The organism is Streptomyces sp. NPDC051020, assembly GCF_040683105.1.
Lineage (GTDB): Bacteria > Actinomycetota > Actinomycetes > Streptomycetales > Streptomycetaceae > Streptomyces.
Genome location: NZ_JBFBCG010000024.1, coordinates 23,343 through 42,034 on the forward strand (window position 1 = coordinate 23,343; position 18,692 = coordinate 42,034).

At 70.0% G+C, this 18,692-nt stretch carries 16 protein-coding genes and 1 pseudogene; 7 read left to right on the top strand and 10 right to left on the bottom strand.

What is annotated here, in order from left to right:
- Positions 1 to 78 precede the first annotated feature (78 nt).
- The gene (locus tag AB0N06_RS15510; protein ID WP_366135199.1) at positions 79 to 819 is read left to right on the top strand and encodes a polyprenol monophosphomannose synthase; all 741 of its coding nucleotides are present in this window, start codon (positions 79 to 81) and stop codon (positions 817 to 819) included.
- An 80-nt stretch (positions 820 to 899) separates the two neighbouring features.
- On the opposite strand, the pseudogene AB0N06_RS15515 reads toward AB0N06_RS15510, so the two are convergent.
- Positions 900 to 1,517, bottom strand: a pseudogene (locus tag AB0N06_RS15515) (phosphoribosyltransferase family protein); the annotation flags it as partial.
- Positions 1,518 to 1,616: 99 nt separating this feature from the next.
- Between AB0N06_RS15515 and AB0N06_RS15520 the strand changes: the two are divergent.
- The gene (locus tag AB0N06_RS15520) at positions 1,617 to 2,402 is read left to right on the top strand and encodes an HAD-IIA family hydrolase (RefSeq protein ID WP_366135200.1); all 786 of its coding nucleotides are present in this window, start codon (positions 1,617 to 1,619) and stop codon (positions 2,400 to 2,402) included.
- An 11-nt stretch (positions 2,403 to 2,413) separates the two neighbouring features.
- Here the strand turns inward: AB0N06_RS15520 and AB0N06_RS15525 are convergent, their stop codons facing one another.
- Positions 2,414 to 2,548 (bottom strand): hypothetical protein, encoded by a 135-nt coding sequence (locus AB0N06_RS15525; protein WP_366135201.1) that lies wholly within the window; start codon positions 2,546 to 2,548, stop codon positions 2,414 to 2,416.
- Positions 2,549 to 2,774: 226 nt separating this feature from the next.
- On the opposite strand from AB0N06_RS15525, the gene dacB reads away from it, so the two are divergent.
- From dacB to AB0N06_RS15540, 3 genes are all read left to right on the top strand, one after another.
- Positions 2,775 to 4,316, top strand: a complete 1,542-nt coding sequence (gene dacB, locus AB0N06_RS15530) for a D-alanyl-D-alanine carboxypeptidase/D-alanyl-D-alanine-endopeptidase (RefSeq protein WP_366135202.1) — start codon at positions 2,775 to 2,777, stop codon at positions 4,314 to 4,316.
- 328 nt (positions 4,317 to 4,644) lie between these two features.
- A complete protein-coding gene (locus AB0N06_RS15535) occupies positions 4,645 to 6,228 on the top strand; it encodes an MMPL family transporter (protein WP_366135203.1) in 1,584 nt (527 codons plus the stop codon).
- 1 nt (position 6,229) lies between these two features.
- The gene (locus tag AB0N06_RS15540; protein WP_345517324.1) at positions 6,230 to 6,883 is read left to right on the top strand and encodes a response regulator transcription factor; all 654 of its coding nucleotides are present in this window, start codon (positions 6,230 to 6,232) and stop codon (positions 6,881 to 6,883) included.
- A 193-nt stretch (positions 6,884 to 7,076) separates the two neighbouring features.
- Here AB0N06_RS15540 and AB0N06_RS15545 read toward each other — a convergent pair whose 3' ends face one another.
- From AB0N06_RS15545 to AB0N06_RS15560, 4 genes are all read right to left on the bottom strand, one after another.
- A complete protein-coding gene (locus AB0N06_RS15545) occupies positions 7,077 to 7,751 on the bottom strand; it encodes a CAP domain-containing protein (protein ID WP_366135204.1) in 675 nt (224 codons plus the stop codon).
- Positions 7,752 to 8,470: 719 nt separating this feature from the next.
- Positions 8,471 to 9,739, bottom strand: a complete 1,269-nt coding sequence (locus AB0N06_RS15550) for a GNAT family N-acetyltransferase (protein ID WP_366135205.1) — start codon at positions 9,737 to 9,739, stop codon at positions 8,471 to 8,473.
- 213 nt (positions 9,740 to 9,952) lie between these two features.
- On the bottom strand, positions 9,953 to 10,741 hold the full coding sequence (locus AB0N06_RS15555) for a DUF72 domain-containing protein (RefSeq protein WP_366135207.1): 789 nt from the start codon (positions 10,739 to 10,741) through the stop codon (positions 9,953 to 9,955).
- A gap of 103 nt (positions 10,742 to 10,844) precedes the next feature.
- The gene (locus tag AB0N06_RS15560; protein ID WP_366135208.1) at positions 10,845 to 12,269 is read right to left on the bottom strand and encodes an ATP-binding protein; all 1,425 of its coding nucleotides are present in this window, start codon (positions 12,267 to 12,269) and stop codon (positions 10,845 to 10,847) included.
- Between the two features lie 208 nt (positions 12,270 to 12,477).
- Between AB0N06_RS15560 and AB0N06_RS15565 the strand changes: the two genes are divergently transcribed.
- Positions 12,478 to 13,218 (top strand): PP2C family serine/threonine-protein phosphatase, encoded by a 741-nt coding sequence (locus AB0N06_RS15565; RefSeq protein ID WP_366135209.1) that lies wholly within the window; start codon positions 12,478 to 12,480, stop codon positions 13,216 to 13,218.
- Between the two features lie 175 nt (positions 13,219 to 13,393).
- Here AB0N06_RS15565 and AB0N06_RS15570 read toward each other — a convergent pair whose 3' ends face one another.
- Together AB0N06_RS15570 and AB0N06_RS15575 are read right to left on the bottom strand one after the other, a co-directional pair.
- Positions 13,394 to 14,488 carry a CU044_5270 family protein gene (locus tag AB0N06_RS15570; RefSeq protein ID WP_366135210.1) on the bottom strand — a complete coding sequence of 365 codons (1,095 nt, stop codon included), beginning with the start codon at positions 14,486 to 14,488 and terminating at the stop codon, positions 13,394 to 13,396.
- Positions 14,485 to 15,171, bottom strand: coding sequence for an RNA polymerase sigma factor (locus AB0N06_RS15575; protein WP_366135211.1), 687 nt, complete (start codon positions 15,169 to 15,171; stop codon positions 14,485 to 14,487). Before AB0N06_RS15575 ends, AB0N06_RS15570 begins: the two co-directional genes overlap by 4 nt.
- Positions 15,172 to 15,338: 167 nt before the next feature.
- On the opposite strand from AB0N06_RS15575, the gene AB0N06_RS15580 reads away from it, so the two are divergent.
- Positions 15,339 to 16,904 (top strand): serine protease, encoded by a 1,566-nt coding sequence (locus AB0N06_RS15580; protein ID WP_366135212.1) that lies wholly within the window; start codon positions 15,339 to 15,341, stop codon positions 16,902 to 16,904.
- Between the two features lie 436 nt (positions 16,905 to 17,340).
- Here the strand turns inward: AB0N06_RS15580 and AB0N06_RS15585 are convergent, their stop codons facing one another.
- On the bottom strand, positions 17,341 to 17,739 hold the full coding sequence (locus tag AB0N06_RS15585) for a DUF4440 domain-containing protein (protein ID WP_366135213.1): 399 nt from the start codon (positions 17,737 to 17,739) through the stop codon (positions 17,341 to 17,343).
- A 155-nt stretch (positions 17,740 to 17,894) separates the two neighbouring features.
- Complete coding sequence (locus tag AB0N06_RS15590; protein WP_366135214.1) at positions 17,895 to 18,638, bottom strand: NIPSNAP family protein; 744 nt, start codon at positions 18,636 to 18,638, stop codon at positions 17,895 to 17,897.
- Positions 18,639 to 18,692: the final 54 nt, after the last annotated feature.

The following is an 18,692-nucleotide window of genomic DNA, read 5'->3' on the forward strand; positions in this document are numbered from 1 at the left end:
GCGGATCGGGAGCGCGGAACAATGGAGAACTCCCGAGAACGTCTGGGAACCCCCGAGAGCACGAGAGAGCGCAAGGGAATGGCCGTGGAGAAGACCTCCCCGAGGACTGTGGTGGTCGTCCCCACCTACAACGAACGGACGAATCTGCCGATCCTCGTCGATCTGCTCAAGGATCTGCACCTGCCGAACCTGCACATTCTGGTGGTGGACGACAATTCGCCCGACGGCACGGGGGAGGTTGCGGACCGGCTCGCGGGCGAGACCTCGGGCCTGGTCGGGGTATTGCACCGCACCGAGAAGGACGGGCTCGGGCGCGCCTACGTGGCCGGGATGACACGTGCGCTCGCGGAGAAAGCGGAAGTTGTCATTCAGATGGATGCGGACCTCTCCCATCCGGCGTCGGTGGTTCCGGTCATGGTCGAGAAACTGTTCGCCGAGAATGCCGCAGTCGTCATTGGGTCCCGTTATGTGGAAGGCGGTTCGCTGGCCACCGAGTGGCCATGGCACCGCAAAGCGCTCTCCATCTGGGCCAATTTCTATGTCAATGCCATTCTGCGACTGCATGTGAAGGACGCCACCGCGGGGTTCAAGGCATGGCGGGCGGACACTCTGAAATCGATCGATCTGCCGTCCGTCCGCAGCAATGGATATTCCTTTCAGGTGGAGATGAACTACCGTGCGGTCAGGCGCGGACTGCGGATGGTCGAGGTCCCGATCCGATTCGAGGAGCGGGTGAACGGCGAGTCGAAGCTCGGACTGCGCGTGCAGATCGAGTCGGCGGTGGCGCCGTGGAAGCTGCGGTTCGGCAAGCAGGACTGAGCAACCGCGGTAGTGCCCCGGGTCCGGACACCGGACCCGGAACCCCGAAGGGGCACCGGCGCCCGGTCGGTCTAAGCCTTCAACAGGGCGAGAACTTCCTCGTCGGGCGTCTGGGAGAAGTCCCGGTACCACTCGCCGACGGCCGAGAAGAGGGCCGGCGTGGAGAGACAGACCACCTCGTCCACCTGCGTACGAAGCCAGGCGATCGTGTCCGCGGGCGCCACCGGAACCGCCAGCACCACCCGGGCCGCGCCCTGCGCCCGTACGACCTCGCAGGCGGCCGACGCCGTGGCGCCGGTCGCCACCCCGTCGTCGATCACGATCGCGGTACGGCCGGCCAGCTCCAGCCGCGGCCGGTCGCCCCGGAACTGCCGTGCCTGCCGGGTGAGTTCCGCTGTCTCGGCGCGCTCCACGGACGCGATGTCCCCGCGGCTGATCCCTCCGCGGCGTACGACGTCTTCATTGATCACCCGCACCCCGCCCTCCCCGATGGCACCGAATGCCAGCTCACGGTGGTACGGAACACCGAGCTTGCGGACCACGATCACATCGAGAGGTGCGCCGAGCGCGGTCGCCACTGCCGCGGCGACCGGGACCCCGCCACGGGGCAGCCCCAGAACGACGGGGTGCTCCCCCTGCAGATGCCGGAGCGCTTCGGCGAGCTGCTTGCCCGCATCGGTGCGGTCGGTGAACAACACGGTGGTTCACCTCCGACCCAGGGGAGACAGAGGCACGTACGCACCTACTTCGAAGCAACCCCATTTGCGGCGCCCGCGCAAGTCGGCGACGGTCGATCCATGGAACGGATCGGAGCGGTACTGATCGACATCGACGGCGTGCTCACCGTCGACTGGGAACCGCTGCCCGGCGCGGTGGCGGCCCTGGCGCGGCTGCGTGCCGCCGGACTCCCGTTCGCCCTGGTCACCAACACCACCTCGCGCACCCGTGCCCGGATCGCCGCGAAGCTGGCCGCGGCGGGCTTCCCCGTCGGCGAGGACGACATCCTCACCGCGCCCGCCGTCACCGCCGCGTACCTGCGTGCCCACTGCCCGGGTGCCCGGTGCGCGCTGCTCAACAGCGGCGACGTCAGTGAGGACCTGACGGGCGTGACCGTCGTCGACGTGGGGGAGAGCGCTCCCGCGGACGTGGTCGTCCTGGGAGGCGCGGGCGACGCGTTCGACTACGCGTCGCTCAACGCCGCGTTCCGCCACCTCCAGCACGGGGCCCGGCTGATCGCCATGCACCGCAACCTGTACTGGCGTACGGCGGAAGGTCTCGCCCTCGACACCGGGGCCTTCCTCCCTGGGCTGGAACGGGCCGCCCGGACCGAGGCGGAAATCACCGGAAAACCCGCCGAGGCGTTCTACGCCACCGCCCTGGCCCACCTCGGCGCCACCGCGTCCGGCACGCTGATGGTGGGCGACGACATCGAGACCGACGTACTCGCGGCCCAGCGGTGCGGCATCACGGGCGTCCTCGTCAGAACAGGCAAGTACCTGCCCGAGACACACCGCTCCGCCACCGGCACCCCGGACCACGTCCTCGACTCCTTCGCCGGCCTCCCGGCTCTTCTGGACCGATGAGCCCCGTGGCCTCAGTCGCTGTCGCGCAAGCAGCGGCGGGCCAGGTCCGCCTCCTCGTCGAGGCGGGCGCGCAGGAACTCCACCAGGTCGTCGGTCATGCACGCATCATCCCGCGCCGCGACGGTACGGACGCGGCCCCGTGCCACGACCGTACGGACACACCCGCCACACCTCCCGCCACCGTCCGAGGGATGTGCCCGCCGCGCCGCGCCTGACCACCCGCCTCCGCCGCCCGCGAGTCATACCCTCAGAACGCCCTTTTCCCGGTCTTCGTGCATCACACACACCGGTGGAGTCCGCATGTCATCATCCGTCACCGGAAACCGACGCCGGAATCGGAGGCATCGGCGCATCTTCACAGTTCTCGGTCTCGTGCTGGTCGCCACTGTCGCCGCGTTCGGCATGGACTGGGTGATGCCGTCGAAAGCCCCCGACGAGCTCGACCCGCGCATCTCCTCGATCATGGGCAAGCCGGACTACCCGCACGCCCAGTGGGGTCTGTTCGAGCAGAACCCGGAGACCGGCAAGGTGGTGCAGTCGCGCTACGCGGACCAGTTCTTCATCCCCGGTTCCGTGGCCAAACTGTTCGGCGTCAGCGGCGTCTGGCACACCCTCGGCAGCGGTCACCGCTTCGTCACGCCGGTTCATGCCGTCGGAGAGCGCCGGGGCGCGACCCTCACCGGGAATCTGGATCTCGTCGCGCAGGGCGACCTGACCCTCGGCGGCCGTACGCGTGCGGACGGCACCGTCGCCTTCACCACCATCGACCACAGCTACGCCGACGACATCCCCGGAGCGACCCTCACCCCGCAGAACCCGCTGGCCGGCATCGACCAACTGGCCCGGCAGGTACGCGCCTCGGGGATCACCAAGGTGGACGGCGACGTGGTCGTGGACGCCCGGCTGTTCCGTCCCGACCCGGAACTCGACCCGGCGCCGACGCCGCTGATCATCAACGACAACCTCATCGACCTGCTCACCACCCCCGGCGACGAACCGGGCGCGCCCGCCGAGCTGGACTGGCGCCCGAAGGTGGCGCCGTACCGCGTCACGTCCTCCGTCCGGACCGTCGAGGCGGGCGAGCCCGCCGACATCACGGTGACGCCCTCCGCCGACGGCACCCGGATCCAACTCTCCGGCACCATCGCCGCCGATTCCGCCCCGGTCCTGCGGGTGTCGGACATCCGGGACCCGAACGCCTTCGGCCGCACCGCCTTGATCGAGGCACTGAAGCGGGCCGGGGTCAAGGTCACCGCGGCCGCGGTCGGAGCCAATCCCGCCGGCAAGCTGCCCGACTCCTACCGGGGTGCGCCCGAGGTGGCCCGGTTCACGTCCCCGCCGTTCGAGCAGTACGCCCGCCTCATCCTCAAGGCGAGCCACAACCTCGGGGCGAACCTCGGTATCTGCCTGATGGCCGTCAGCGCGGGAAGTCATCAGTGTCCGGACGGATTCTCCGCACTGGCGAAGTTCCTGGACGAGGCGAAGGTGGACCGCAGGGCGGTGCAGCTGGCCGACGGCCGCGGCGGCAACCCGGCCGACCGCGCCACGCCTCGCGCCGTCGCCCGGATCCTGACGTACTGGCAGGGCACCCCTGACGCGGACCGCTTCCGGGAGGCTCTGCCGACCCTGGGCGTCGACGGCAGCCTCGCGGGCAACTGCCGCGACTGCTCGGCACGAGGCAAGGTCTCCGCCAAGACAGGCACTGTTGCAGGCGGCGACCTCCTCAACGACCGGCTGGCGGTGGGCGCGGAGACGAGGGCCGGGTATCTGGAGACGAGCCAGGGGCACTACGACGTGTTCTTCATCGGGGTGAACGGCGCCTCGACACCGGACATCAACGGCGTGCTGACCATCGGGAACGATGTGGCCGACATCGCCGCGATCCTTCAGGAGAACGCGAGCGGCAGTTCCTGAACCACGCACGCAGCGACGCCCCGACGCCCTGGACGACATGGCGGGCAACGCAGGGGGCATGGACGGCCGACCACTCCACCACCCGCCACCCGGACGGCGCCGCCGCCCGCTCCTGCTGCATCCCCCGCAGCGCCGGCCCGGGTGGCCGGTACGCGTCGGGTTGTCGGGCGAACCGGGTCGCCGAGGGGCCTCTGGGACGAGGACGCTCCTCGACCGGCCACGGGCCACGGAGATGCCGGCGGACCCTTCGTGTCCACCGACTGGTGGACACGGGGTTCAACCGGTCGAGGCTGCCGGGAGCACCGTCCTGCGGACGAGCATCCGAGGTATGAGAAATCGCCCAGTACGTTTGGCTGTTTGGAGCGCCCGACACCCCTGGAGGGCCATCACCGGTTGGTTCCTGTTCGTCATTCTGTGCCTCGGCGCCGGCATCGCGACGGGGAGCAACGCGGCGACCACCGAGGATTTCCGGGTCGGGGAGGCGGGGCGCGCCGAGGCGATGGCGACCGAGGGCGGCCTTCAGCGCCGGCCCACCGAGCACGTCCTGATCCGCGCACGGTCCGGCCCTCTGGACGCGGCGGCGGCCGGTTCCGCGGCCCGTGAACTCACTGTCCGGATGGGTAAGTTGTCCGAGGTGGACAGCGTGGCGGCTCCGGTCCGTTCGAGGGACGGCAGCGCCCTGCGCGTGACCGTGGTCCTGAAGGGCCCCGAGCTGGACGGCAGGAAGAACGTCGTCCCGCTCCTCGAACAGACGGCAGAGGCGGCCGCGGATCACCCGGACCTGATCGTGGAGGAGACCGGATCGCCCGCCATCAGCAAGGGCGTCAACGACCAGCGCGACGACGACCTCGCACTGTCCGAACGCATCACGCTGCCGGTCACCCTCGTCATCCTGCTGATCGTCTTCGGCTCGGTCGTCATGGCCGGCGTGCCACTGCTGCTGGCGCTCTCCTCGATCGCCGCCACCATGGGCCTGGCCATGGTGGCCTCCCACGTCCTTCCCGACCCAGGGGTCGGGACCAACATGATCCTGCTCATCGGTCTCGCGGTGGGCGTCGACTACACGCTCTTCTACCTCAAGCGCGAACGCGAGGAACGGGCCCGCGCGGGCGGGCGGCTCAGCCCCGAAGCACTGGTGGAGCTCGCGTCGGCGACGGCGGGCCGGGCCATCGTGGTCTCCGGCCTCGCGGTGGTCGTCTCCACCGCGACGCTCTACCTGGCCACGGACGTCATCTTCTCCTCGCTGGCGACGGGCACGATCCTGGTCGTGGCGGTCGCGGTGGTCAGCTCCCTGACCGTGCTTCCCGCGCTGCTGGTGAAGATCGGCCACCGTACGGAACGCCGGGCTGCCAAGAAAGCCGCGCGGCGGGCGAGCCGGGGCGAGCCGGTTCGTACGGAGCAGGTGAAGCCCGAGAACGGCAAGGTGTTCGCCGCCCTGCTGCGCCCCGCGCGTCTCCATCCTGCGATCACCCTGTGCGTCTCCGTAGCGGTCATGCTCGGCGCGGCCCCCCGCAGCGGTATCGCCGACGGATCGGTCGCCGCGACGCTCCGCCGCACCTTGGACCGGTTCACCGAGGACACCGGGCTCATCGTCACGGCGGATCTGCCCGACATCGAGTGCGACCAACCGACTCGGGTCGCACTGCTGCGGTGCACCCAGGAGTCCTTGGCCAATGTCCGCAAGCACGCGGCCGCCTCCACGGTGGGCGTCGTCCTGGCGCGGCACCCCGCCGGAGTCGAGCTGGAGATCACCGACGACGGACGTGGATTCCTGGTCGAGGAGTCCCACGGCTTCGGGCTGGACGGAATGCGCAAGCGCCTCGCCGAATTCGGCGGCGATCTCACCGTCACCAGTTCGCTCGGTGACGGAACCCGAATCCTCGCGATGATTCCCATGCATGGTCAGGTGTGACATGACGACTGCGACGACGCCGGAAGTCCCCCTGCGCATCATCCTGGCCGACGACCATACGGTGATGCGCGCCGGACTCGCCGCGCTGCTGGCTTCCGAGCCCACCATCGACATCGTCGGCGAGGCCGGAGACGGCCGCGAGGCCGTGCGGCTCGTCGAGCGGCTCGGCCCGGACGTGGCACTGCTCGACCTGCGGATGCCCGTCCTCGACGGGGTGGGCGCCACCGCCGAGATCGTCGGCGGCTCCGCGCGGACCCGGGTACTCATCCTGACCACGTACGACACCGATGCGGACATCGAGCGTGGTGTCGAGGCGGGGGCGACCGGCTATCTGCTCAAGGACGCCACGCGCGAACAACTCGTCGAAGCCATCCACGCGGCATCCCGGGGCGAGACCGTACTCGCCCCGCGCGTCGCGCAACGCCTCGTGGCCAGGATGCGGCAGCCCGTGCCCGTAGCACTCACTGCACGCGAGTCCGAGGTGCTCAACGCGGTCGCCGACGGACTGTCCAACGCGGAGATCGGCCGGCGGCTGTTCATCGGAGAGGCCACGGTGAAGACCCATCTCCTGCGCATATTCGCGAAACTCGACGTCAGCGACCGCACGCGCGCGGTGGTCGTGGCGATGGACAGCGGGCTGCTCCAGCGGCGTTAGCCGGCGTGGATGCCCGGGGGAACGACGCGCGGACACCTCGTTCAGCAGGAACAGCAGCCTGGCCCGGCGCGCGGACTCTCCCGCACGCCGGGCCAGGCTGCTGTTTCCTTGGCAGCTCCGTCTCACCTGCGGGTGCGCACCACCCCCGCGGACGTGAGATCCGGGGCACGGAGTGGCCGGATTTCCTGGTCCGCTATCGGGCCGTTCCGAAATCCTGCGTCCAGTAGTGGCCGGGCTGCGCGAGTCCGATGCCGATTTCCTTGTACGTGCAGTCGAGGATGTTGCGCTTGTGGCCCGGGCTGGTCATCCAGGCGTTCATCACCGACTCGGGTGTGGAGTAGCCGTAGGCGACGTTCTCGCCGTAGGCACTCCAGGTGTAACCGGCCCGCGTGATCCGGTCGGCGGGCGACGATCCGTCGGAGCCCGTGTGGGACATGTTCCGGTGGTCGGCCATGTCCTTGCTGTGCTCCTGCGCGGCCTTGGTCAGCTTGGCATTGACGGTGAGGGGAGAGCATCCGACCTTGCCGCGCTCGCTGTTGACGAGCGCCAGCACGCGGGCCGTGTCAGCGGATGCGGGGGTGGTGGTCGGGGCAGGTGCTGCCGATGCGCTCGCAGACGCCGCAGGGCTCGTGGGCGCACTCGCAGTCGGCTTCTGCCCCCGAGGGCCGGCTGTCCAGTGGTGCGCGGAGCCCGGGGTCTCCCAGTGGTGCGCGGAGCTCACGGTCGTCCAGTGGGCGGAGGGCCGGCCACCCGCGTCCTCCGGAGAACCCAGACAGGCCATGGCCGCGGAGGGGATACCCACGGCTCCCGCTGCGACGACAGCGATGGCTATCGGCCGGTAGGACTTCTTCCTGCGGTGCTTCCTCATGCGTGACCTCGCTCGGTAATCGCCAAGCGCCCCCGGTAGGGCAGGGCTCAGCGCAGTTCCTGGCTTGAGCTGTGGAGATGCTGTGCGGCCGTCATTCTTGGAACTGCCGCGAGGCGGGGCAACACGCCCCATGACTATCGGGCTTCGTAGTGATGGCCGGCCCTTGCCGCGGTCGCCCGGCCGTGCTTGTCCGGCTCTCGGGGCCGCGAGAAATCCTGTTGCGTCGTCAGGGTTCCCTGCCTGCCGAAGGAACGGGCGCGACCACCCGCCCGTTCGGATTCCGGCCTACCCCGTGCAGGGCATGTGACATCAAGTCGGACAAATCTCATCAAGTCGCCGTCGTGATATCTACTATTCGGTGACCGCATTGCCGAACATCGATGTGGGAGATGTCACCGGCGAATGAATGCGCCTTCTCTTTTCGTTTCACGCTGTGCAACGTGCGGTTCGTGAGTGCGCAAGGAAGGGAATGGCGCCCGAAAGGTGATAAAGAAGATCACCTGAGGGGCGGGAAAGGATCACCCCGGCTGTGGCGGGGCACCGCATCCGCGGATGCCCGGGAGCACCCGCCCCCGGCCGAGCTCACCGAGCTCGGTGCGTTCTCCTGCGGCGCCGGGTTCGTACGCCTCCCAGCGATCACCCGGAAACGCATGCCGGAGCCGTTCGGAGATCGCGCAGGCATGGGCCCGCCAGGAGCGGACCAATGCCACCGCGGGCCTTCAGGTGCGGCCGTAGCGGATGGTGTGGTCGGCGAACTCCAGGGCCATGTCGGTGGTGACGGTGGGGCGGGTATGCCTGATCGTGTGGAGAAAGTCCTCGGTGGTCGGCTGGGCCCTCTCCCCGGTGTCGAGGGTGCGTTCGAAGACGGACTGGGCGACCGTACGGGCGGCTTGCTTGATGTCGGCGGGGGTGAATCCCTCGCTGGCGTCGGCCAGCACGGCCGTGTCGGCTTCGGTCCCGGTCTTGGCGATATAGCTGGTCCACAGGGCCTTACGGGCCTCGTGGTCGGGCGGACCGACGGGCAGGACGTAATCGAATCGGCCATGGCGCAGGAAGGCCGGATCCAGGGCGGCGACCGTATTGGTGGCGCAGATGAGCAGTCTGCCGTCGCGGTCGCGGAACCGCACGATCGATTTGAGGAGTTCATTGACCACGCCGACAGACATGGGGTCGGCGAGGTTGCGGGTGCCGGCGACTTCCTCCACCTCGTCGATGAAGACCAGGGCATGGTCGAGTTGTGCGATCTCCTCGAAGCGGCGGCTGAGTCCGTGCGCGAGCCCGTCCTCCAGCGCGAGCCGGGAGGGGAAAAGCTCGACGAACGGCCAGCCGAGCCGACTTGCCACAGCCTTGGCGAACGTGCTCTTGCCCGTACCCGGGGGACCGAACAGTACGACGGCCTGGGGTGGTTCGACGCCGTGCGCGTCAGCAAGCTCGGGGTTGGCCAGGGGAAGCACCAGTCGGCGTTCGACGAGCCGCTTCTCGTCCGCCATGCCTGAGAGCTTCTCCCAGAGCCCGGCCGCGGGCACCGTCGCCCCGAGCGAGGACAGGATCGCGGAGTCCTGGGCGGTCACCGACTGCACCTTCTCGAAGTACGTCAGCCCCCGATGCTGTCGGAACCCGGAATGGCCGAGCGCGGCGGCGCCCGTCTCCTCCTCGGGCAGAAGCGCGGCGACGATCTTGGCTCCGACACTCTGCAGGCGGCGCTCCAGGGCGGAGAGCAGCGCGGTGCCCAGCCCCAGGTTCCGCCAGGCCGGATGCAGGGCGATACGCAGCACCCAGGCCCGGTCGCCGTCCACCCGCCCCACCGCCGCGCCCACGAGATGCCCGTCGGCCACCGCGACGACACCGGGATTCTGCGCCTGCACCGCGGCGACGACCTCGGACAGGCGGAAAACAGCGGGCTGGTCGGTCGTGGTGCTCTCAGCGTCGAGCCGCACCACCGATTCGAGATCGTCCGGCGTGAAGTCCCGCACATGCCACACAGCCATGGCCCGGCCCTTGGACGTCGCTCCTTGAATTTCCATCATCAGCCAGGTCCGGCGCGGTCGCCAATCAACGGCATGCGGTCGCACCGGGCGAAGGGCCCGCCGGTGCGGCCCGCCTCATCGTGACGGGCGGGGTGCATGCTGCTTCAAGCAACGCCCCGCGTACGGGAATGCGCGACCCGCACCCGGAACTACCGCAGCCCGGCGGGAAAACCCTCAGGACGTGGACTGCCCCGGCAGGGCTCCGGGAGGCGTACGGCTCACCGTCCGGCCCAACGCGGCCGCTCCGCGGGCGAATTTCACGGCGTCCACGACGGCCGCACCACCCAGGTCGTTGTTGAAGTACACATACACATCGTCCTCGTCGGGCCAGGCGTCGACGATGCGACGGGCCCAGGATGTCAACGCCTGGCGGCCGTAGCGCGGCGGCGGCTCCGCGATGCCGCCGTGAAACCGTACGTACCCCCATGACGCGGTACGCCACAGCGGCGTCACCGTGCGGGACCAGCGATCTGCCCAGCACAGGGCGCTGCCATGCCGTTCCAGCACCGCCCGGAGCTCCCGCTCCGCCTCCCACCACGAGGTGTGCCGCAGTTCGACGGCCACCCGAACCCCGTCGGGAAAGCAGCTCAGGCAGGCGTCCAGAGCCCCGATGTCCGCACGAAAGTTCGAAGGCAGTTGGAGCAGCACGGGTCCCAGGCGGTCGCCGAGGCCCTTGGCGTGATCCATCAGCCGGAGCACCGGCTCCTCGGGATCGTGCAGCCGCTTCAGATGGGTCAAGTAGCGGCTGGCCTTGACCGCCATGACGAACCCCTGCGGCGTCCGCTCCCGCCAGGAGGCGAAGATCTCCTCCGTGGGGAGCCGGTAGAAGGCGTTGTTGTTCTCCACCGTGGCGAAGTGCCGGGCGTACTCCTCCAGCCACAGCCGCTGCGGGTGCCCGGAGGGATAGAGAACGCCGCGCCAGTCCTTGTACTGCCACCCTGAGGTTCCGACGAGCATGGGCATGGTCCGATCCCTGCCCCTGAGGCCGAAGGCCGTAACGCCTCGCCGGGCGAGTGCGCTGTGGTGGAGGCACGTACGGGCACGGGCGCGTGTCGCACGCCGTCGCTCATCGGCGGGTGCGCCACGCGGCGAGCAGATCTTCGGGGCCGTAGACGGCCTGCAGCCCCGAACAGGCGACTCCGCAGCGCGAGACCGCGACGAGCGGGACAGGAGCATCGGTGACGGCTGCCCGGTGTCTGTGCAGTGCGGTGAGATCGTGCCCGTCGAACGGCGAGGTCTCCAGCCACTTGATCGAGCCGAGGAACAGCAGCCGTTTGGCGACGGGCTGCCGGTCGGCGCCCACCAGGTCGATCTCGACGTCATTGCTGCGCGTCCAGTAGCCGCCGATGGCCGGTGCGGCGGGCAACTGGCCGTCGGGCAGGGCGCGTGCGAGCGACTCGCGGATCAGCGGCTCGACCGCGCGCCCGCGCCAGGTGGTCCAACGGTCCCTGATCCGGGCGAGCGTGAGGTCCCCGCGCAGGCGCTCGATCTCCGCCATGTGGGGTTCGACGAAGGCCAGCCAGAACCGCATGTAGGGGTCCGCCACCCGATAGCGGCGTTCCTTGGACGGGCGCAGGGAGAGTGGGAGTTCGGTGGCCACCGCACGCTTGTCGATGAGCAGTTCCGTGGCCCGGCTGAGGGTGCTGTGCGCGATGCCTCCGGCGGCCCGCGCGATGTTGCTGAAGGTCCGCTCCCCCGTGCCGATCGCGCGGAGGACTTCCCGGCCCATCGCCTGGGGTGGGAACTCCGCGGCCAGGGAGCGTTCCGCGGAGACCAGGAGGGCGGAGGTCGGGTTCTCCAGCGAGGTGGTCAGGAACTCCCACATGGAGGCGCCCGGGCGCCACTCCCGGCAGAGCATCGGGAGCCCGCCGGTGATCAGCGTGGCGTCGAAGGCGGTGGCCGGGTCCAGGTCGAGCATCTCGGCGATGTCGGCCGGGTTCAGCGGACCCAGGACCATGTCGCGCCCTCGCTGATGGAAGGGCCGGTCGTAGCTGCCGAGCGCCTCCATCATCGACAGATCGGAACCGATCAGGAGCAGCAGCACCGGCTTGCGACTGAGCAGGCGGTCCCAGGTTCGCTGCAACATGCCTTCGAAGGCGTCGACGCGGTCCATGAGGTACGGAACCTCGTCGATGACGACCACGCTCGGAGTGTCCTCGGGCACGATCTCCGCAAGCAGTCTGAAGGCCGCGTTCCACTGGCTCGGTGCTTCTTCGGCGTACAGGCCGCGCTCCGGCAGGGTGGAGGTCGCCACCGCATCGGCGAGCTCGGCGAGCTCGTCCTCGGCCGACCCGCCGGCCGCGGTGAAGAACAGATACGGCACCCCGGCACGCTGCAGGAACTCTTCGACCAGGCTGGACTTCCCGACCCGTCGCCGACCGCGCAGAAGCGTGCATTGCCCAGGCTTTGCGGACCCTGCGGCAGTCCGGACCTCATCGAGCGTCCGCCCCAGAATGCGCAGCTCCCGGGCCCGGCCGATGAAGCGGTGCACGGCGGTCCCTCCTGACTATCCCCCAAGAATAGTAGCGCGGAAGATACTATCTCGTGCGCTAGTAAGGTCTGGCGCCGCGAAGGCGCGGTCCGGTGCGGTGGTGCACACGCGCGACAGTCTGCTCGGCGGGGCCGCGTCATCCGCGTGCGCACAGCGCCACAATGGAGATGCGGGACGCGCCTGCCGTTACGGAGAGCGGGGCCCTTCGATGCCGTACATAGCCGTCACTGCATTGAGTCACACCGGGCTCATTCGCGATCACAACGAGGACAGCCTCGTTGTCGGACCGTGGACGCTGTGCGGCACCGTGACCGAGAATCCGCAGACGCTGCTGTTCCCGCTCGGCACGCCGCTTGTCGTCGCGGTCGCCGACGGGATCGGCGGGCAGCCCGCCGGTGAAGTGGCCAGTGCGCTGGTCGTCCGCCAACTCGCGTCGTTCGGTCCTTCATTGGACAGCGAGGAAGCCGTTCGTGACGCTCTGAACGTCTGCAACGACGCGGTGTACGCAGCCGCCGACGGCAATCCGGAACTGGTCACCATGGGGACCACGGTCGCGGGCGCCGTGGTGCTGGCGGAGTCGCTGCTCGCCTTCAACGTCGGCGACAGCAGGGTGCTCGACGCGACTCGGGACGGACTCCGCCAGGTGAGCGTGGACGACAGCCCGCCGTTGCCGCCGGGCCGGCGCACCACGTCACTTGTCACACAGGCACTCGGCGGCGCCCGCCGGTTCAGCGCCATCACGCCCCACGTCACGACGGCGCCGCTGTCCGCAGGTGATCGCTACCTGGTCTGCACCGACGGGCTGACGGACCCGGTGACGGAGGACGCACTCGACAGTCTGCTGCGCCTGCACAACGACGGCAGGGCCGCTTTCGAGCTGTGGAAGGCCGCTATCGAGGCGGGAGGCCCCGACAACATCACGCTCGCGATGGTGCGCATCGGCGAGTAGCGGCGAGTGGGCCGTCACGCCGATACGCCCGAACCGTGCGGGCGCGACGGGAGTGGCGCCCCCACGGTTCGGGCGGGAGGGCCGGCACAGCCACAGCGGTGCCGGTGTCCCGCACCGCTGCTGCCGGCCCCGGTGGAACCGCGATCCGACGCGGCCCGTGCGGATGGCTGCCCCTCTACGTGGTCATCGGCGCGGGGGTCTCGCCGGCGCGGTCGACCGCGGCCTTGGTGAGGACCGCGGAGGTGCCGACAACGGTCCCGGCCGGGCCGGCGTCGCCGGCTTCGGTGAGGACCGTGCGTTCACCGAGGTACGCGTACGTGGTCCGGTCGAAGACCCACTGCGTCTGCTGCCCGTGTGCCGTACGGGCGACGGCAACGCCCTCACGGCCCGTGGCGTCGGCGGCCGCATGGATCACCGTGACCCCGGGGATCTTCGCGGCGGCCTTGTAGAGCGCGGCGCTGACCTGCGGGGGGGCCCAGGTCTCGGCCAGCAGTTCGCCGATCGCGGTGAATGCTCGCTGGTCCGGGTCCTGGCCCTGTCCGCGGGTCTCGTCCCGGATCAGTTTCAGCAGGGCGTCGGGGTCGGTGGGCAGCGACGCGACGTACGCGTGCGTCGGGTCGCTGATCGACGCGGCCTCCTTGTGCGAGGTGCGCGGCTCGGGTGTTGCCCCTCGGCTGTCGAGGTCGTAGACCGGCGCGTCGCCGCCGAGCGAGGAGTCGGGCTCGCCCTCCTCGCGCAGCAGGCCGGGGCGGCTGCCGTCGGCGGACAGCCACACCTGCCGCGTGTGCGCGGGAGGCATGGTCACCTTGCCGCCCCCGGCACTCTGCCCGGCGTAGGCGACCTTGCTCTCGATGTACACGAACTGGTCGGCGCCGACCGTCGGTTGCTTCTTCCCGGCGGCCGCGAGTGCGATGCGGTCGAGGAGGTGTGCCGCTTCGGACGTGCCGGGGGCGCGGCCACCCGTGACGGCGGTGGTGTCGTGCCCCGGTGTGTCCGCGAGGTTGACCACCACGATGCCGCCGACCGCCAGGGCGCAGGCGACGGCGGGCACCATGACCCGGACCAGACGCCGACGCGGGCGCGAGGCCCGGGGGGTGAGGCCGCCACGCGGTTCGGCTACGGCGGCCTTGCGCAGCAGGGTTTCCTTCAGCAGCAGTTCACGGTCGCGGTCCAGGCCGGGGACCGGCGGCGGGGGCAGCAGTGCGGTGAGGCCGATGCGTTCGGTCTCCTCGGACCGCTGGTGCGTACGGCGCCGCGAGGTGAAGTTCATCCGTGGTTCTCCTGGGGCAGCAACGGGGCCACGGTGCGGCCCGGCAGTGGCTTGGGCGGGGTGGTGGTGGCGGGGGTGCTGGTGACGGGGGCTCTGTTTCCCGCCGCGGGTGGCCGTTCGGTTCCGGTCGGCGTGTCCTGCGAGCGTGTGGCGCGCGCTTCGGTGCCGGCGAGCTCGCGCAGTCGGGTACGGGCGCGGGACAGGCGTGACCGGACGGTGCCGACCGGCACGCCGAGTGCGTCGGCCGCGGCCGCGTAGTCCAGGCCGGCCCACACCACGAGGGTGAAGACCTCCCGGTCGCGCCGCCGCAGGCGGGCGAGTGCGGCGTGCGCGGCGCGCAGTTGCTCGGCATCCGCGAGGTGCGTGACGAGATCGTCGGCGAAGTCCGGGATCGAACCGCGATCCGGGACGCGGGCGAGCGCGACCTCACGGCGTCGGCGTGCGCGTGCGTTGCGGCGCATGATGTTGGTGGCGATTCCCAGCAGCCACGGGCGCAGACTGTCCCCGTCGGGGCGCAGCTTCTCCCGGCTGCGCCATGCTTCCAGGAAGGTCGCCGAGACGACGTCTTCGGCCTCCGCCCAGTTGCCCGTCACCCGCAGGGCATAGCGGTACAGCACCTGGGCGTGCTCGTCGTACAGCTCTCCCAAGGCGTCGCGGTCTCCGCGGCGGAAACGATTCCTCATGAGTGATTCCACACTCTGCTCTGCCACGTCCGTTGCGCCGGTTCCGGTGACGTGCGCCACACAGATGCCGTCCCAGGGCCACGCCCCCTGTGCCTCGGGGCCACGCTCCCGAGCTCCGTGTGACCCAGCTCACGGGAACGCCGACGCCCGGCAGTGCAGTGCACGTCATGAACAGTTCTTCCGTACCCCGCCGGAGCGCGCTCCGGACGCTTGCTCTCGCCGTCGCCCTGGTCGGCAGCGCGACGCCCGCATGGGACACCACCGCCTTCGCCGCGGAGCCGACGACGTACGCCCTCACGATCACTCACCTCGACCGCACCGGCCACACGACGGGGAATTACGCCACCAACGTCACCGGAATCTCCGGCCCGGGTGCCGACGAGGCCGTCCATCCGTACGACGCTTCCGGTACGACCACCGTGCGCCTGCCCCGGGGCCGGTACCTTCTGGACAGCTCCCTGACCACAGGCAACGAAGCGGACGGGACGGACTGGATCGTCCAACCGCGCCTCGACCTCGACCGCGACACCACCATCACCGTCGACGCACGGACCACCGTCCCCGTCGACGTACGGCCGCCCGACGGCTCCGCGGGCTTCCTGCACAGCGCGATGTTCGTCGAGGTCACGCACGACGGCGCCACCCGGGACGCCAACCTGATCAACTCCAGCTCGAACCTGCGCGTCGCGCACCTGGGCCCCGACAGTGAACCCGGATCGGTGAAGCAGTGGTTCGACTCGTACTGGACGACCGAAACCGCGGGCTACGCGCTCGGCTATACCTTCACCGGCCCCCGCGCCCTGACAGGGCTCACCCGGCACCCCTCCCCGAAGGACCTGGCCACCGTGCAGATCCGCGGCGCGGCCCGGCCGGGCGCTCCAGGGACCGCGTCCGTCGACCTGCAACCGAGTGCCGGACCGACCGTCGGCGTCGCCCAGATGCTGGCGACCCCCGGCACCGCCACCTACCTTGTGACGCCTGAACGCGGCACCTGGGACATCTCCTACTCGGCCCCCGGTACGCCCGGCGCGGCATCGAGCCGCTACAGCGCCGATGGCGTCGCCGTGCGGGCCGGGGGCACGACCACGCACACCTTCGACAACGCCGTCTTCGGACCCGACCTCACCGGTCGGCCCGGCGTCGTTCGCGACGGCGACCGCGTCACCGTCGATGTCCCGCTGCTCGCCGACGGCGACGGCCACGTGCCGTGGTCACCGCAGTTCAGCTCGGCCTCGACCACTCTTTACCGCGACGGCGTGCGCGTCGGGACCAAGGCAGGCGCCCCCGGACGAGGCGAGTTCACCGTGCCATCGGGGCGCGCGGCGTACCGGCTCACCAGCACGGTGAATCGCAAGGGTGCGCCCGGCACCGCCACACGTGTGACCGCGTCGTGGACCTTCTCCTCGCTCACCACGACCGGCCCGACCCCGGTCCCGGTGAGCGCCGTGCGGTTCTCGCCCGAGCTCAGCCCGACCGGCACCGCGGCGGCGAACACGGCACTCCGTGTCCCCGTCACGGTGCTGGGCGCCGCCGCGGACGGACGTGTGCGCTCGCTGGCAGTCTCGGTGTCCGTGGACAAGGGCGGCTCGTGGACCCGGGTTCCGGTCGAGAACGGCGCCGTCACGATCCACAACCCGAACGCGGACACCGGTGTCTCCTTGCGCGCGGAGCTGACCGACACCGACGGGAACACCCTCACCCAGACCATCATGGACGCCTACCGGACCCGATGACCCCGTAATGGCCTCCCCCGCGACAGGGAGTGAGCTCCCGACCGCGGGGGAGGCCGTAATCCGGGCAGGTGAACGGGGCGTGGGACCTTCGGCTTCCGGCACCTTGGGCGAGGGGGGCTCCAGGACGGTCGGCTGGACCTCTTCAGCTGAGGGCAAGAGGTGGGGGATCTCGTCCCTGTGGTGTCTGCCGGGGCGGAACGCCTCTATGAAGCGTACAGAACTCCAGGGCTGCAGAAGGGAGTTGATCGGGCCGTTCCTGCCCTTCGGCGGGTTCGGCCCGTACCCGAATGCGGGTGCGGCAGCGGTTCGAAGGGGTGATCCGGTGGCCGAAGCTGCCTGGTGACCGCCGTTCACGGCGCGTAGTCGCACGCGCCTTCCTCGGCGACCGGAGTCCGTCTCTCTGCCGGCCGTCCCGCCCCGACGGGTGCCCGACGAATCAGGGCCGGTCGTGCCAGGCGAATGCCGTGATCCGCCAGCCGTCCGAGGTGCGGACGAACTGGAAGGTCTTGGTCCCGACACCCTCGAACGACTCACCGTCCAAGACCCCGGACTTGCGGTAGTCGCTGAACCGCGACGCGATATCGCCGACGATCTCGGTCCGCTCGGAGGTCTCCCACTCGGAGAACTCGACCAGTCGGCCGTCGGACAGCAGCCGCCGGCGAGGTTCGATGAACTCGTCCACGGTGTAGACCGTGAACTCCGGGGCGGTGGTGACGATCACGCCGCTTGGAAGGACCAGCCGCCGGATCCGGGCCACGTCGGCAGCCTTGCCGCCCCGATTGTCGAAGGCGCCGAAGAACTCGGCGGTCACTGCGTCGATCTCGGTCTTGGACATGGACGCGACGCTAACACCGAAGGGGCGAGGGCTCAGTCGTCGAGACCATCCAGCCGGCCGGGGGCGTTCACCACCCGGACCGGCACGTACTGGAGCGCCCCGTTCAGGAGGCCGGCGGTGGTGTCCCGCCGGGGCGTGAGAGAGCGCCCCGCCTCTCAGCGGATGAGTGAGCGGGCTGTGGGTGCCAGCCTCAGGAGTTCGGGGGCTGCGGTCTGCGCCTGCTCGATGTCCGGAAGAAGCTCCTTCCGTACGAGGGGATGAGCCATGGCGCGGGTGAGGTGGCGGCGGTGCGCGCTCTCGTCCGGATACGAGGTGAAGACCGCGACGACGTTCTCCCCGGTGCGGACCGGGAGCCTGGGGAATGTGTTGGCCGCCGGCTCCGTGGTGAGTACGGCGAGTGGTGCGGGCCCTGTTTCCCGCAGCACCGGGACGAGACCGTCCCAGATCAGTTCGATGCCGTTGTGGCGGCCCGGAGGGAAGTGCCACAGTGCGCAGGCCACGAACCGATCCGGTGCCGCGGCAGCTTCTTCCTGCGGCCGGTCGGACGGGGTCACCGCGAAGCCGCTCCCGGCCGGCAGGGGCCGCAGGAGCAGGACATTGTCGGAATCGACCATGGTGGCGTTGGCTTGGGGGCCGTGCACGGCCCAGACCGGCCCGCCGTAGAAGGCGGACAGGGCCTCCCGCCGGACCTCCATGTCGGTGAAGCCGCGCAGCCAGACGAAACGGTCCGGATCGTCGAGGTCCCGAAACTGGCCGAGGACGATCGTCCCGGTCCCCTCCTGGGTTTCGACGAACTCCCGGTCGAACAGATCGATGAGCTCGTCCCGGCGGCCGGGGCGCAGGGTGTACTGGCGAAGCTCGATCACAGCAGGGTGGTCGGCAGGGTCGGTTCTGGGCACAGAGGATTCCTCTTTCGCGTTCTTCGGGCCGGGTGGATCGACCTGGGCCGACGG